Source organism: Levilactobacillus suantsaiihabitans (assembly GCF_004745505.1).
Taxonomy (GTDB): domain Bacteria; phylum Bacillota; class Bacilli; order Lactobacillales; family Lactobacillaceae; genus Levilactobacillus; species Levilactobacillus suantsaiihabitans.
Genome location: NZ_RKLX01000023.1, coordinates 24,911 through 39,632, shown reverse-complemented (window position 1 = coordinate 39,632; position 14,722 = coordinate 24,911). Strand labels below are relative to the sequence as shown.

General features: G+C 53.4%; 12 protein-coding genes and 1 other annotated feature. Of the genes, 4 read left to right on the top strand and 8 right to left on the bottom strand.

Going from position 1 to position 14,722, the window contains the following annotated elements; genetic code table 11:
- Window positions 1–490: 490 nt before the first annotated feature.
- Both tyrS and EGT51_RS11075 read right to left on the bottom strand, forming a co-directional pair.
- Entirely contained in the window at window positions 491–1,750 is a 1,260-nt protein-coding gene (gene tyrS / locus EGT51_RS11080) for a tyrosine--tRNA ligase (RefSeq protein WP_135368769.1), read from the bottom strand.
- A gap of 56 nt (window positions 1,751–1,806) precedes the next feature.
- Window positions 1,807–2,005 (bottom strand) — a binding site (T-box leader).
- A gap of 99 nt (window positions 2,006–2,104) precedes the next feature.
- Window positions 2,105–3,472, bottom strand: coding sequence for an Nramp family divalent metal transporter (locus EGT51_RS11075; protein WP_135368768.1), 1,368 nt, complete (start codon window positions 3,470–3,472; stop codon window positions 2,105–2,107).
- 201 nt (window positions 3,473–3,673) lie between these two features.
- Here EGT51_RS11075 and EGT51_RS11070 point away from each other — a divergent pair, with 201 nt between their 5' ends.
- Window positions 3,674–3,904 carry a hypothetical protein gene (locus EGT51_RS11070; RefSeq protein WP_135368767.1) on the top strand — a complete coding sequence of 77 codons (231 nt, stop codon included), beginning with the start codon at window positions 3,674–3,676 and terminating at the stop codon, window positions 3,902–3,904.
- A 612-nt stretch (window positions 3,905–4,516) separates the two neighbouring features.
- Here the strand turns inward: EGT51_RS11070 and EGT51_RS11065 are convergent.
- From EGT51_RS11065 to EGT51_RS11050, 4 genes are all read right to left on the bottom strand, one after another.
- Window positions 4,517–4,882, bottom strand: a complete 366-nt coding sequence (locus EGT51_RS11065) for a MarR family winged helix-turn-helix transcriptional regulator (RefSeq protein ID WP_135368766.1) — start codon at window positions 4,880–4,882, stop codon at window positions 4,517–4,519.
- A gap of 71 nt (window positions 4,883–4,953) precedes the next feature.
- Window positions 4,954–6,315: a DUF2252 domain-containing protein gene (locus EGT51_RS11060; RefSeq protein WP_135368765.1), complete on the bottom strand. Its 1,362-nt coding sequence runs from the start codon at window positions 6,313–6,315 to the stop codon at window positions 4,954–4,956.
- Window positions 6,316–7,095: 780 nt separating this feature from the next.
- Complete coding sequence (locus EGT51_RS11055) at window positions 7,096–8,580, bottom strand: helix-turn-helix domain-containing protein (RefSeq protein ID WP_135368764.1); 1,485 nt, start codon at window positions 8,578–8,580, stop codon at window positions 7,096–7,098.
- 92 nt (window positions 8,581–8,672) lie between these two features.
- The gene (locus EGT51_RS11050; RefSeq protein WP_135368763.1) at window positions 8,673–8,915 is read right to left on the bottom strand and encodes a hypothetical protein; all 243 of its coding nucleotides are present in this window, start codon (window positions 8,913–8,915) and stop codon (window positions 8,673–8,675) included.
- Between the two features lie 224 nt (window positions 8,916–9,139).
- Here EGT51_RS11050 and EGT51_RS11045 point away from each other — a divergent pair, with 224 nt between their 5' ends.
- Genes EGT51_RS11045 through EGT51_RS11035 form a run of 3 tightly spaced genes read left to right on the top strand, consistent with a single transcriptional unit; the run spans window position 9,140 to window position 11,534 of the window.
- Complete coding sequence (locus EGT51_RS11045) at window positions 9,140–10,357, top strand: glycosyltransferase (protein WP_135368762.1); 1,218 nt, start codon at window positions 9,140–9,142, stop codon at window positions 10,355–10,357.
- Between the two features lie 2 nt (window positions 10,358–10,359).
- Window positions 10,360–10,653, top strand: coding sequence for a hypothetical protein (locus EGT51_RS11040; protein ID WP_135368761.1), 294 nt, complete (start codon window positions 10,360–10,362; stop codon window positions 10,651–10,653).
- On the top strand, window positions 10,650–11,534 hold the full coding sequence (locus tag EGT51_RS11035) for a polysaccharide deacetylase family protein (protein WP_135368760.1): 885 nt from the start codon (window positions 10,650–10,652) through the stop codon (window positions 11,532–11,534). The genes EGT51_RS11040 and EGT51_RS11035 overlap by 4 nt, the downstream gene beginning before the upstream one ends.
- A gap of 664 nt (window positions 11,535–12,198) precedes the next feature.
- Here the strand turns inward: EGT51_RS11035 and EGT51_RS11030 are convergent.
- Window positions 12,199–13,611 (bottom strand): cytosine permease, encoded by a 1,413-nt coding sequence (locus tag EGT51_RS11030; protein ID WP_135368759.1) that lies wholly within the window; start codon window positions 13,609–13,611, stop codon window positions 12,199–12,201.
- A 398-nt stretch (window positions 13,612–14,009) separates the two neighbouring features.
- On the bottom strand, window positions 14,010–14,450 hold the full coding sequence (locus EGT51_RS11025; RefSeq protein ID WP_135368758.1) for a nucleoside 2-deoxyribosyltransferase: 441 nt from the start codon (window positions 14,448–14,450) through the stop codon (window positions 14,010–14,012).
- Window positions 14,451–14,722: the final 272 nt, after the last annotated feature.

Here is a 14,722-nt window from a genome sequence, read left to right as displayed (position 1 = left end):
GATACCAAGTATCAAACCGCCCTACACATATTTGGTTTGTCGAAACAATGTTCAGTTTTCAAAGGTCTACCAAGTTATCTGCTCTAACAGACAACTTAATCATCATATCATTTAACCGATGTGATGTCAACAAGAAGTTTGATTTAACAGCGTTTCTCGTTGATGTGTTATCAAGAAGCGACAACTCAATTAATATAACATTTTGTTATCATCTTTGTCAACAACTATTTTCAACTCATCGAATTGGTCTAGTTGGTGAATCGCCGTGACAACATATATAACTATACCAACCACAACCCCTACCGTCAACTAAAATCTGAAAATAAATCAACCTTTTTTCAAAGGCATATCTTACCCCTGAAAGCACGCAAGATAGTTACCTGACGGCCGTGTGTTTCCTAATTTCATTGCCGCAACCGTTCGTTTTTATTTCAGCAATAAAAAAGCACGAACGCGCTCGTGACGTGTTCGTGCTTCGCAAATTTCTAAATTAACCGGCAACGCGGACTAAGAAGTACCGCTTTTTCCCGCGCCGGACGATGACAAACTTGCCATCGAAGGCACTGGTTGGATCAATGTCAATATCCGTGGCCGTGACCTTTTCGCCGTTGATGCGGATGGCCCCGTTGGTCAGGTCTTCTCGTGCTTGCCGCCGCGAAGATTCAATCTTCGTGTCGTCGACCAACCATTCAACGATGTTCTTTTGGTCAGCGTTCACCGTCACAGATGGCATCTTCTTGAAGCCTTGTTCGATTTCACTGGCCGTCAAGTCGGCAACATCCCCAGAGAACAAAGCCTTCGTGATGTGTTGGGCTTCGACCACGGCTTCTTTACCGTGAACGAACTCAGTAACTTCTTCGGCCAGACGCGTTTGCGCCAAGCGCTTTTCTGGATGGGTCGCCACAGCTTCCTCGAGTTCCTTGATTTCATCTTGGTCCAGGAAGGTGAAGTACTTCAAGAACTTGATGACGTCGCGGTCATCCGTGTTGATCCAGAATTGGTAGAACTCATATGGTGAGGTCTTTTCTGGGTCCAACCAGATGTTGCCGCCTTCGGACTTCCCAAATTTAGTTCCGTCCGCCTTTAACAGTAACGGAATCGTCAGGCCGTATGCCTTGGCGTCGGCGCCTTCTTGCTTGTGGATCAGGTCAATGCCGGCCGTGATGTTACCCCATTGGTCGGCACCCCCAATTTGTAATTGCACATCTTCTGCTTGGTATAAATGAAGGAAATCGATTGATTGCAGGATTTGGTAAGTGAATTCCGTGTATGAGATGCCGACTTCCAACCGTGAAGCGACGACTTCCTTGTTCAACATGTTGTTGACGTTGAACAGCTTCCCGTAGTCCCGCAAGAAGTCCAATAAGGAAATCTTGGATAACCATTGATAGTTGTTAACGATCTTGAAGGAGCCGTCTTGACCGAAGAGGTGTTCCATTTGCTTAGTCAAGCAAACTTCATTGTGGTGAACCTGGTCCATCGTTTGTAAGACCCGTTCAGCTTTTTTACCAGAAGGATCCCCAATGGACCCCGTTGCGCCCCCAATGACGATGTATGGCCGGTGTCCCGCCAGCTGGAATCGTTTCAAAATCATGAAGGGAATCAAGTGACCGATGTGCATGGAATCCCCTGTGGGGTCAATCCCAGCGTACAGGCCGACTGCTTTTTCGTTGACCAAGTCACCCAAGCCGGATTCGTCAGTCTGTTGGTTAATGGCGCCACGCCACTTCAGTTCATCAATAATCGACATATCTTTTCCTCCTAAAATTACCATCACTACAAAAAAGCCCCCAATGGCGTTCTGCCATCAGGGACGAATTAAAATCCGCGTTACCACCCAAGTTGTTGTCGATTGACAACCGCTCGTCATCGTTAACGGAATGACCCGCCGAAAAGTTCGGCCGCTCCACAGCGTAATTCGTGACCACGGGCGTTTTGACTCCCAGCACCGTCAAATCTCTTAACCGGAGCCGCCATCACTACTGGACTGTTTCTTAGCTTATGTCCTTGATGATACCGACCCCGGGGCGAAAAGTCAATAGACGCCGGCTTGGCTGCGCGTAAATTTTAAATTTGGTCACACTGTCCGTCTTACCGACTAATCTTAGAACAAGTCCGTCAGTGTCGTCCAGACAATCTGCACGTTCAACAGCGTCAGGACAATCGTGCAGACCCAGGCCGACACGGTTACCCAGCGCTTGTTGACCCACTGTTCACCCATGATTTTCTTGGATGAGGTGAAAATTGTCAGGGGAATCATGGAAAATGGCAGCGCGATGGACAAGAAGACCTGTGAGTTGACTAGCAGACTGTCCAAAGCCCGTTCGCTCCCACCGAAGAAGATGGTTGCCGCAATCACGGGCAACACGGAAATCAGCCGGGTCACCAGGCGCCGGACCCACAGCGGAATCTTCATATTAATGAAACCTTCCATAATAACTTGTCCAGTCAAGGTCCCGGTAATCGTCGAATTTTGCCCGGAGGCTAACAGGGCGACCGCAAATAACGTGGACAATAACGGTGACGCCACGGCGCCGGCCAAATGGTTGTCTTGCAACGCCGCGTACAGGTTGCCGAACGTTCCCAGTTGGTCCGTCCCCTTGCCGAAGAACATCGCTGCTCCCAACAACAGTAACAGGCAGTTGATGACAAAGGCGCCAAACAACTGAATGTTGGAGTCCCAGGTGGTGAACTTCACGGCCCGCGCCATTTCAGCCGGGTCTTCACGGTCAAATTTCCGTGTTTGTGAAATCGACGAATGCAAATACAGGTTGTGCGGCATCACGGTCGCGCCGACGATTCCCAGCGCCATGGTCAATTGTCCTGGATGCATGATTTCTGGCTTAGGTATAAAGTTGGCTACGGCCGCACCCATATTAGGTTGAGCAATCACCACTTCGTAGGCAAAGACCACCAGGATGACCGCAATCAGGCACACCACGATGGCTTCGATTTTTCGGAAACCCAGCTTGGTTAATAACAATAGTAATAAAACGTCGAACACGGTCAAGGAGACCCCTAAGATCAGTGGCACACCGAACAGCAGTTGCAGGGCAATCGCGCCCCCAATCACTTCGGCGATGTCCGTGGCCATGATGGCCAATTCCGTAACGACCCACAAAATGGCACCGATGCGCTTGGTGGTGTGCGCCCGCGTGGCTTGGGCCAAATCCATTTGCGTCACAATCCCCAGTTTAGCTGCCATGTACTGGAGCAACATCGCAATCAAACTCGAAATCAAGATCACAGACATCAACAGGTACCCGTACTGCGCACCCCCACCAATCGACGTGACCCAGTTCCCCGGATCCATGTAACCCACGGCCACTAACGCCCCCGGTCCCGAAAAGGCCAATAGGTTCTTCAAGAACCCCTTTTCCTTAGGAATCTTGACTGATCCATTAATTTCTTGCAATGACGGTCCGTTTGCGCTGCCGACCAAAGGCGACTTCGTTGAAACGTTGTCTGTCATGTTTTCCACTCCCCTATCTCAATGTTATGCAATCATTATACTGACTACGCGGGGATTATCAAGCATTTTTTAATGGTTCCTAACTTTTATTTTATATTACCCATTAAATAAATAACCCCAAAAATACCAAATTTTCTTGTGTTTTCACAGTTCTTGTTGGATAATGGTGGGAAATTCTTTTTTTCAGAAAGTGGAGCAAACATGTCAAATCTCAAAGTATTTTTTGAAATATTAGCGCCGCTGTTCATCGCCATCTTGGTTCTGGCCGGACTCGCCGCCTTGATTGCGTGGCAGCTCACCCCCACGGCCATCGGGTTGGGGGCGCTGGGTGCCGGTGGCTTGGTGACCCTGGTAGTGGCAGGAGTCGTCGCCGATGGCTGGTCACGGCGCCACGCCGCCAGTCGCCAGCCCTCCCGCAAGCACGGCGTTTAAACCACTGGTACGACTTCATTTGCAATATTGATTGTGCTGGCCGCCTTGCCGTTTGCTAGATATGAGTCGGTACGCTGTGGGCGGACCGGTCCGAGCCTGAGAAACGGTCTCGGTCCTCACTTTGAGCCGAAAACCCACGTCTCAAAGATGCCAGTTCCCTAAACGGCAAACACCGCCGTTAAGGGAACTCCCACGGCTGAACTCATATCTAGCAAACTATCGGCTACGGTAGCTATTGTCAGCGACCCTGGTTTAAGGCCCTCGGATTACCACCAGTCTATTTGCCGGTGACTACCGTCGTGATGGTGACACACTTTGTCTCGCCCAATTTATATGGTCAATGTATTTTGTAAGCTGAACCCATAATTGCTTGGCTCACGGCTACGGTAGCTATTGTTAGCAACCCTGTTTTAATGCCCTCGGATTGCTACCAGTCCTTTTGCCGGTGACTGTCATCAAGCTACGTAACTCAGCTAGTACCATTGGTTGCCACACTATTGGCAAGCCTCATCTCAGCGATACAGCGCCGACCAATCATCCTTTTAACTTCAACCAAAATACTAAGCGCCTGGGAAGACAGCCTTCCCAGGCGCTTAGTTGTTGCTATGTAAGTTAACTCTGGTCGCGCAATGTGCGCAGCGTGTCCTGTAAAATGGTGGGCAGTTGTTGCTGGATCAGCGCCATTTTTTCCGTTCCCAGTTGCGTCAGCCCCAGGTAGCGGCGCCGGCGGTCGTGGTCCGCAACCTGTTGCTTCAGGTACCCGCGTTTGCACAGATCGACCACCAGATTGGACGTGCGCGTCGCGGAGAAGTTCAGCTTGTGGGCGACCTGGGCGACTGTCATTTGCTCCGCCGCGACGTAGGTCATCAGCTGGCACTGCGGCAGATTAATGGCCAGCTCCGGCAAGGGCTGATTGTAACACTGCGTCACCAACGTATAAATCTGGGTCAACTTCTGTAACTGTTTCTGATCTGGCATCCGCTTCACACTCCCATTCCCAAATGTATCCGCTTACATTATATCACGAACCACATTTCTGTGGCACACCGCTAAGCCAGGCGGTAGTCGACGAAGGCCTGGTAATCGTGCTGAACCTGGTCGGCATAGGCCCAGGCAAAGTCACTCATTGCCTCGTCAAACTGCTTGCCGTTGCCCAGGTAGCCGCGAATCATGGCCGCCGTTGGGCTTTGGCAGTGGGCAATCGCCAATGTCCAGGCACAGGTGTTGGCGTACGTTTGAAATTGGTCCCAGTCCAGTTGTGTCAGGTCGATGGATTCCTTCATGTCCCGGAACTGGCGCACGTAGAAGCTCTGTTCGGTGCCGGCGAAGTAGCCCAAAAATGGGTCCGAGGCCGACTGTAAAATCTTTTGACAATCCACGATGCGTTGACCTTCCGTTTTTTCCAGGGCGACCGTGATGTGCGTAGCCTGTTGACTGCCCTGTTGCCGCGTAGGTAAGGCTTCTTTGACCTGTAAGACCAGATGGGAGCCGTCGATGCTGGTCAACAAGACCAAGTAACACCGCGAGCCAAAGCTACCGACGCCGACACTGTGCCGGACCACATCCGTGATGTGATACTGCGACAACAAGAGGTTCACGTCGGGCCGCAGTGTTTGCCGATAGGCCGCGAAGTAGGCGGCAATGTGACTGGTCACGTCATCATCCACGTGGGTCGTTCGCGGCGCATTTTCCCGGAAGCACAGGTTGCCGCGGACATCCAGCGTGGTAAATTTACGCACGACTTGCTCGGAGTCACGCTTGCTAGCCCGTCCCATGATGGACGTCAACAGCTTGGAGCTGTCCTCATCCAGCGCACTGGCTTGAACCAGCTTTTCCACTTCGTTCATCGGGTAAAACCGGCTGAGCGTAGTTTGTTCAAACATGTGCTTGATACTCTTGCGATACGTCGTGGCCACCAACGGCAGCAGTTGCTTGATTTTCTTATCCTTGAACCCGTTAGCCTGGGCCGCCAAGAGGACGCTGACCATCAGTCGTTTCAAATCCCATTCCCAGGGATTGATACCCGCTTCATCAAAATCGTTGAGGTCAAACAACAGCCGCCGTTCTGGCGATGCGTAAAACCCAAAATTACCAATGTGGGCATCCCCGCAAATAAACGTGGCAATCGTCGAGTCTGGTTGTGCGCGCAGGTCGGCTTCCATCAATTCGGCCGTTCCCCGGAAAAAGGCAAACGCCGATGCGCCCATCCGTTGCGTCCGTTCCGGCAACAGCTCCGGAATCAACAATTGGCGAATCCGGTCCATCATCTGATTGCTGTCGCGGTTCGTCGGGGTATAGCTCCCCAGCGCGGCAAACGGCACCTGCGTCCGTGCCGCCTTGCCCATGCGCCGGAGCTCCGCAATAGTTTTATTGACTTGTACCCGCCCGGTACTAAATGCTGCTGGCGTCATCACGCCACCTCCCGTCTTTCATTAACTCCTATTCTACCGCACTCACCGGTCGTTTGGGCGCCGGCGTCAGAGAAAATCTGGCCATGACACGAAAACGAGCCACGACCACAGATGCCCGGACTCGTTTGTTTATTTTAATGATTGAAGGTTAAACCTAAAATTAACGTGCTGATTGGTGTTCTGACACCTAAAATTGGCGAAACCAGGCGCCTGCGTCAGCCAGGGTTCCGCCTGCTCTGGGGAACACCTCCAGCCTGAGAAGCGGTCTTCCGGTTCGCTTGAAAGCCTGGCAAAACCCGCCAGTCTCTCAAGTCGTCCCGCGCTGTAGGCTGAGAAAAAACCTCAGCCAACCCCGCCGACACAGCTGGCTCCACCCTTGCTGCCTCCGGCAAGGTTGACGGCTATCAGCAACACTGTGTTAATGAAAGACTAGCCGTCAATGCAGCGACTACCTGGGTTTAAGACGCCTGTTACTGGCAAGCACTAACTTAGCCGAGAGTTCGCCAAATATGGGTTCAGCCGCTTGAAAAGAGTGTGCCAACAGGCGGTTAACTGCCTAGCAGTGTTAAGCGGAACCAGTTGCCTGTTGGCGCACGTTTCGGTCATGAGGCCACTTTAAGACCGTCTTTTGGCTCGACCCGTCCGCCCCAGCATTCCAACCCATATTTGGCGAACGGTAGGCGACCAGTTCGGATCGTGAGGCTGAAAACGACTATTTTTAACGTCAGAAGTCGCATGGTGACAATGATTCTAGCTGAAAGTTCGTCCGCCAGCTAACTCCTAATCCTCCGCTTCCGGATGACTGTGGTTGTTAAAGTCCAACGCAAACAGGGACATCTCGTGATGCCGCAGCTTGCGAATCAGTCGGTCCAGGTTCTCGCCGTAGGGCAACTCCTTGACCCAGTGAAAGGCCTCGATCTGTTCGCGCTGGGCAAACGCCGCCGCTCGGGGATCGACGCCGTACACCACGATGTAGTTGTCGCGATGCTGTGGGTCGATGGTTGTTTGGTCCGTCAACAGGCTCAGGTGAACGATGCCGCTCAACAGGCGGTTGAAGATATCCGTGGTCACGCCAATCATGTCGTAGGTCACTAGAATTTCGACCTTGGCCGACGTCAACGTCAAGCCGTTCGTGTATTTGCTCAAATACTTTTGCACCATCCGCAGGTCCATCTTGCCGACCTGTTGCGGGTACAGCAGCCCCATATTTTTCGCCATGATGAGGGCCGCCGCGGACGAGGACGGCGTCGGCTGATACAGTGCCGTGATTTCTGGCCGCAATAGCGGGTCCACCCGGAACAACAACATGAATTGGCACAGGGAGAACAGCCAGTTGGCAAACCAGTCATCCCCCCGCGCAAAGTCGGCCAATTCGGTCACCCCCGGCGCCAGCTGATAGCGGCCGTTGCGATGCCGCAGTCCCCGATACAGCCGAGCCATGGCCTTAGGCTGCAGGGCGCGTACAAAGTATGGCGAACTCGTCAGCAAATAATCCAGCGTCGCCAACTCCGTCAGGGCTTGTTGCGGCGTGTCACCCAGGCACGTTTGAAATTGGCCGGCCAGTTCGCGGAGGTCGGTCAGGTGGGCCAGCGGCAAGCGCAATGCTGGGTAGCGGTGGCCTTGGGACAATCGCAACAGCGCCAGCGTGATCATCAAGTCACGCCGTTGCTGGAGACTAGCCGCATCCTGGTACAGGCCGGATTGCGTGTAGGTCTGGCACAAGCCCTGGTGTAAGGCCGCTAGCTCCGGTGGAATCGCTGGTAGCTCGGTCAATGGCGTCAGCGTGGTGGTGAACAGCATAAAATACAGCAACTGAATCAACGTTTCGTTACCCGCTAGGCTTAACGGGCTCGCCACCAGTTGTAGGTTGTACTGGGCCAGTTCGTGTTTCATCGGCCGCATCCGCCGGTTAAAGGTTGACAAACTGATTTCATGAGCCGCACAAAAATCACTGGCTTGTCGATATTCCCCGGTCAACGTCGCTCGCATGGCCAGATACGGCACGCTCTGGCGGTACAGCCAATGGCGGTACTCGTCCATCGTCACGCGGGTAGTTAGTAAGTCTTTCGTCAAAACCGTCTGCTGGTCGCGCACCAACAGATCACTGCGTAAATTCAATAAAACGTGATAGGCCCGCGAATAGCTCACGTCCGCCATGGTCGCGAAATCCGTGAGGCTAAACTCCCCGTCCTGGTCACGAATATACGTCAACAGCTGGATCTTCAACAGGTCCTTGGCCGTTAACATCGCAAAATCAATCTTCACTGCTCTCTCCCCCTGTAATTCCCCCCCTGAGTATACCGAAAACCCCTGAGCCGCGGCGGTTGTCGCCGGTTCAGGGGCAATCAGGGGTTCAGCTAATCAATGCTGTCAATGGTAACGCCCTGTTCATCAAATTTAGCTAGTGTTTCCTTTAAAATAATCCGGGGATCGTCATAGCGAACGCCCGGGAGACTGGTACTGACAAAGTTGCCTGTCAACTGACCATCGACGACCTCCGGCGATACCCGAACGTCTTCACCCTTATCCGTCGACAACGTCACACTTTCGCCTTCCGTCAGCCGTTGGACCAGGGGCAGGATTGGCATCTGTTGCATCATTTCGATCACCCTTTCAGTTTTACTTTTCTTCTATATTTTACCACGGCTGCTGTCAACCAGCGCTACCGGCCGCTCAAGTAAATGACGTTTTCATTAATATTATTATTAAAGATTACGATTTCGTCATTTTTCATTTTAGCCTTTCCATTCTTTGCTTGGCTGTGGTATGCTGATAGCCGCTAATTAATAATGTGAAGTGAATTTCTGGGGGAGAATACAAAGTTATGTGGTTTAACAATCTCAATACCGCCTTTGTGGTCGGGTATCCAATCTTCGTGTCCATCATTTGGATCACGGGCTGTCTGTTTTCGAGTTTCTATCGACGCCGACAACCGCGGACCCTCCTTGATGCGCAAACCCAACCGTTTGTGTCGATCTTGGTTCCCGCCCACAATGAAGCGGACACACTCGACGCTGCCGTCCGGTCTTTAGCCAGTTTAAACTATGAACGATACGAACTGGTGCTGATCGACGACTGCAGTACGGACGACACGCTGGCCATCATGAACCGGTTAAAGGCCACTTGGCCCAACGTGTCAATGACCATCGTGGCCCTGCCCACGAACCAGGGGAAAGCCAACGCCTTGAATCAGGGACTCAAGGCGGCTCAGGGCGACTACATCGTCGGCATCGACGCCGATAGCCTGTTGGCCCCCGACGCTGTTAATCAACTGGTCACGACTTTAACGTCGCAACCGGATGTCGGTGCCGTCACGGGGAAACCCGTGGTCCGAAACCGCTCTAACCTGTTAGGTCGCCTCCAATTGCTGGAGTACATTGGGGTGATCGACCTGATCAAGAAGGCCCAGGCCTATTTGACTGGCTCCATCACCACCGTCTCCGGGGTCATCGTGGCCTTTCGTCGCGAAGCCTTGGAACAGGTCGGCGGTTGGAATCCGGCCGTCATGACCGAAGATATCGACATCACCTGGCGGATGTACCGTCATCATTGGCGCGTGGCCTATGAACCGCGGGCCATTTGCTGGATTCTGGTTCCAGAACGCCTGCGCGGCTTGATCAAGCAACGCCAACGTTGGTCACGGGGCGGTCTGGAAGTGCTGGTTACCAACTGGCGCGGCTTTTACCGCAATCCGTGGGGCCAACGGTTCTTGTTACTCGAAACCGTCGTCAGCAATCTCTGGGCTATTTCCACGGCGCTGAGCATCCTGGCCTACACGATCAAGCTCTTGTATTTACACGGCTTGTCCTTAGACGGCAACCTCTTGGTCATCTTGTTGTGCCTGAGTGGCATCCAATTTACGGTGGGCTTCGTGTCCTCGCAAGTAACGGCGCGTTTAGCGGGTCCCGAACTACTCTTGGTGCCCATCTATGTGCTGTACTATTGGATGATCAATTTGGTCAGCTGCTTGTCCGCTATCGCTTCTTACTTCGTCAGTCCGCAACGTAAAGGGACCTGGCGGAGTCCAGATCGGGGGTTATAACCGTGAAAAATCCAAAATTTGATCCAATCGTGCGTCACCAAACGAGTCGCGCCAGTCGCATCTGTCGGGCCGTGATTTTAATCGCCCTGTGGCTGTTCATCGCCCTGGTCGTCTTTGCCAACATTAGCTTCAGCCTTGGCTGGTACAGCGACGGCTTGGTCAGTCTTTACCTGTTGCTCAACCTGCAGCCCCACGCCAATAATGCCATTTTGATGCTGATTGGCGTGTTACTGCTCATCGTACCGATCTATGGCGGTTTACGGTGGGCCCACCTGACAAAGGAGGACCACGCATGAAACGCCGCACTCGTCAGGGCCTGTTGATTGCCCTGGTCTTGACGTTGGTCTTTAGCCTCGGCTGGACCTACCAACGCCAAGCCAGCAAGCAACACCAGACCGAAGAAAGTTACGCCCTACCCGCTCGTTTTAAGCACATGAAAAACGGCATCATGGTCTTTTGTTACCACCGGGTCCTCAAGCATTCCGTACCCACGGAAATCGCCCAGACCCTATCCAACAACTCACAGCTCCACGAATTCAACGTGCCCGCCGATGAGTTTGCCGCACAAATGGCCTTCTTGAAAAAACACCACGTCAACGTCATCTCGGCAACGACCATGACGCGCATGGTGCAGTCCCACCGCCCCATCACCGGCAAATACGTCGTCTTAACCTTTGACGACATCGACCGCAGCGTCATCGACAACGCCATCCCCGTGATGCGCCACTACAACTTCCCCTTCACGACCTTTATCATCACCGGCAACACCGGCATGTACCGTGAAGGCAGTCAAATGGCCACCTGGAAGGAAATCAAGGCCGCGCAAGATGACGCCGGCGAATTGATGACCCTGGGGCTCCACACCCACAACCTGCACCACTTAACTGCTAAAATGCAACCGGTTTTCCTACAACCCCACTACTACGGCAAATTCCAACGTGATTTTGCCAAGTCGGTCCAGGAGTTGAAGGACCACACTGGCGTCACCGCCACGTCGTTCGCCTACCCTTATGGGGGCGGCACCGCTCAAATCAACAACTTTCTGGCCCAACAAGACTTAAACTGGGTCGCCACGTTGGATTCGGGGATCGTGACGTCTGACACCAACCTCAACGAGACGCCCCGGCTCATCGTCAACCACGAGAGCTGGCCGTCCATCCGCAACTGGCTTAAGTAAGAGTGGGCCAACAGGCGGTTAACTGCCTAGCAGTGTTAAGCTGAACCGGCTGCCTGTTGGCGCACGTTTCAGCTAGGTAAAGGCGACGCAAAGAGCCTGGGAAGTTTTTCTTTCCAGGCTCTTTTTGGGGGTTGTGAAGATGTGAGGTTGTATAAACCAGGCGCCTGCGTCAGCCAGGTTGACGGCTATCAGTGACACTGTATTAATTAATGAGTAGTCGTCAATGTAGCTACTATCTGGGGTTAAGACGACTATTTCTGGCATGCACTATCTTAGCCGAGAGTTCGCCAAATATGGGTTCAGCCATGGGAGTTGCCTTAGCGGCGCGGTTCATGCCGCTTAGGCAACTGGCGTCTTTGAGACGTGGGCTTCGGCTCAAAGCGAGGTGCCGAGACCGTTTTTTGGCTCGGCCCGTCCGCCCCAGCGTTCCAACCCATATTTGGCGAACGGTAGGCGGCCAGTTCGTATTACGAGGCTGGAAACGACTATTTTTGACGTCATGAGTTGCATGATACCAATAATTCCAGTTGGTTTTCGCCTTTCAACCTTCAAATTGTAAACCAAAAGCTCCCTCGTCAGCAAAGGACTGACGAGAGAGCTTTTATTTTTGGGTGCATCGCCACGGCTGGCCTTTCACCACCGACCAACCGTGCGTGCACGAATGCTATTTGACTGCGGGAGCAACGGTTTTTTCACGCGTGACGCGCATGCCGATCCAGTAGATGACGGCGGTAATCGCCATCGCAATGAAGGTGGCACCGACCGTGGTGGCAATCACCGCGACTTGTTTCAAGCCCCAGTATGCGACCACGCCCAGCACCCAGCTGGCCACGGCGACCCAGTTGATGCCGTGGCTGTACCAGTAGGCGCCGCGCACCTTGGTCAGTTCCGGCAGGCGGTACTGCTTGCCTTTCAAGAAGAAGTAATCGACCAAGAAGATGGCAATTTCCGGTCCCAAAAACATGCCGATGCCATCCAAGAATGTTTCAAAAACGTCCAGGAAGCTGGCCAGATAGACCGGGATGAACGTCACCAACGTCGCCGTGATCGTGACGATCCACAGACTGACGTTTAGCGACAACCGGTGGGTCATGTTGGTCAGCGCCGACCCAGCGGACATCAGGTTGACCGCGTTGGCCGTGGTGCTGGTCAAGACGATGACCAGTAAGGCAATCACGCCCAGGCCCAATTTCGCCGCGACCGTGCTGGGATCCGAGTTATTGGGGTCGAAATGGTTCAGCGACACCGCCGTGCCAATCGTGGCGAACAGGCCAATGAAGGCGAACCAGAATAACCCGAAGTTGGCACCGAGAAATGACGCCGTGGTCGCCGCCGACTTTTTCGCCGTGAAGCGACTGAAATCCGAAGCCGCGGTGACCCAGGCTAAGTTGAAGGCCGCTAACGTGTCGGCCGCCACCCCGGAGGACATCCGTAAGTTGGCTGGTGCCCGCCACGCCAAAATTTCGTGAAAGGAGACCGTTTGAAAGACCACGACGGATTCCCATAAGACGAAGACGACCACCAGGATGATGCCGATGCGTTCGATCAAGCGGACGGACTTTTCACCCAACGAGATGCTCAATAAATGCAAGACACTCATAATCAAAATGCCGACGATCAAGCCAAACGTGCCGCCGGGCTTGCCATACAGCGGCCAACCAAACAGTTCGCCGAAGATATAGCTGATCGACGTGGCGGCGATAAAGGTATTGACGGCCGCCCAGCCGATGAATTGAATCACGTTGATTGCGGACGGGATGAAACTCCCCCGCAGGCCAAATGAAGCGCGAGTGAGCGCCATGGCTGGTACGCCGGTGCGATACCCCATGTAACTGGCCACCGCCAGCAATGCATAGGAGATCAGGCCGACAATCACCAGGGTCGTGGACGCTGTGACAAAACCACAGGCCGCAATGACCCCGCCGATGTACCACGTTCCGTTATTGGCATTTGCACCAATCCAAGTCGCAAACAAATCCCAGTTGGACATCCGCCGATGCGCCATGGGAATCGACTCCACGCGCCCAAATTCGGGCGTGGTGTGCGTTGTTGCGGCTGTTTTAACCTCTTGAGCCACGGTTCCTCACCTTTCCTTTATTCACTTATTTGTTGTACAAACCAGTTGCCTGCGGCTGCCAGGGGTTCCGCCGGTTGTGGGCGGCGGATTGAGTCACAGGGCTCAACGTCTCGCGGCCGAAACGCGCGCCAACAGGCAACTGGCTTCTAGCCAACATGGTGTTGCTGATTCATGTTAACTTGCCGGAGTCAGCCAGGGTGGAGCCAGCTGTGTCGGCGGTGTTGGCTGAGGTTCTTTCTCAGCCTACAGCGCGGGGCGACTTTGAAGACTTACGGGTTTTAGTAAGGCTTCAAAGCGAACCGGAAGCCCGCTTCTCCGGCTGGAGGTGTCCCCCATAGCAGGCGGAACCCTGGCTGACGCAGGCTCCCCGTAGCCCCAGGCAACTCCAGGTGACCAGCTTACAGGATTTCGCCGACGAATTCGCCCTTCGGCAAGGTGTTGAAGTCATACGTCTTGAAGTCGTCGACCGCCTTGGTGTACCAGTGCAGGCTTTCGGTGATCATCAGGTTGACCGCCTCGTCCTTTTCTTGTAAGGCCAGGATGGGCTTGTGACTCATCGTGGCCACGCCCAGTTCGTAAGCGGTCCCCGAGTCCAGGTTCTTGGCCTCAAAGTCGATGACCGTCACAATGACGTCTGCGGCCGCGATTTGGTCCATGTCGCGGTGGAAGATCTCCGTGGCCCATGGCTTGGTAAACTGTTCGTTGGCAGCGTCTTGGTGCAACCGCGGGGAGTAGAAATCTTTGACCGTGGGGTTGGCCTCTAAGGCGGCCTCCAGGCGTTTGACCCGGTCGACCTGTTCGGGACTGAAGAATGGACTTGCGACGTAAATTTGTGCCATGAAAAAAACTCCTCCTACTTTTCTTTACAACCGTCGGCCATGAAAAAAGCGGCCGGATCCCGCAAGGAGTCAGGCCGCTAGCGCACATTAAAATTAAGTGACTACCGGACCTTTGTTAGCCTCACGGGACTAAATTAAAAGGACGATTTGGTTGTTGTTAGCTATTATACGGGGTCCACCAGGTTGCGTCAATCCTCATTTTGACCACGCTGCGTCAGGTTAAACGTTTGACACCCTACTGGTCCGGACCGTAACCGCTGACAGACTTTTTC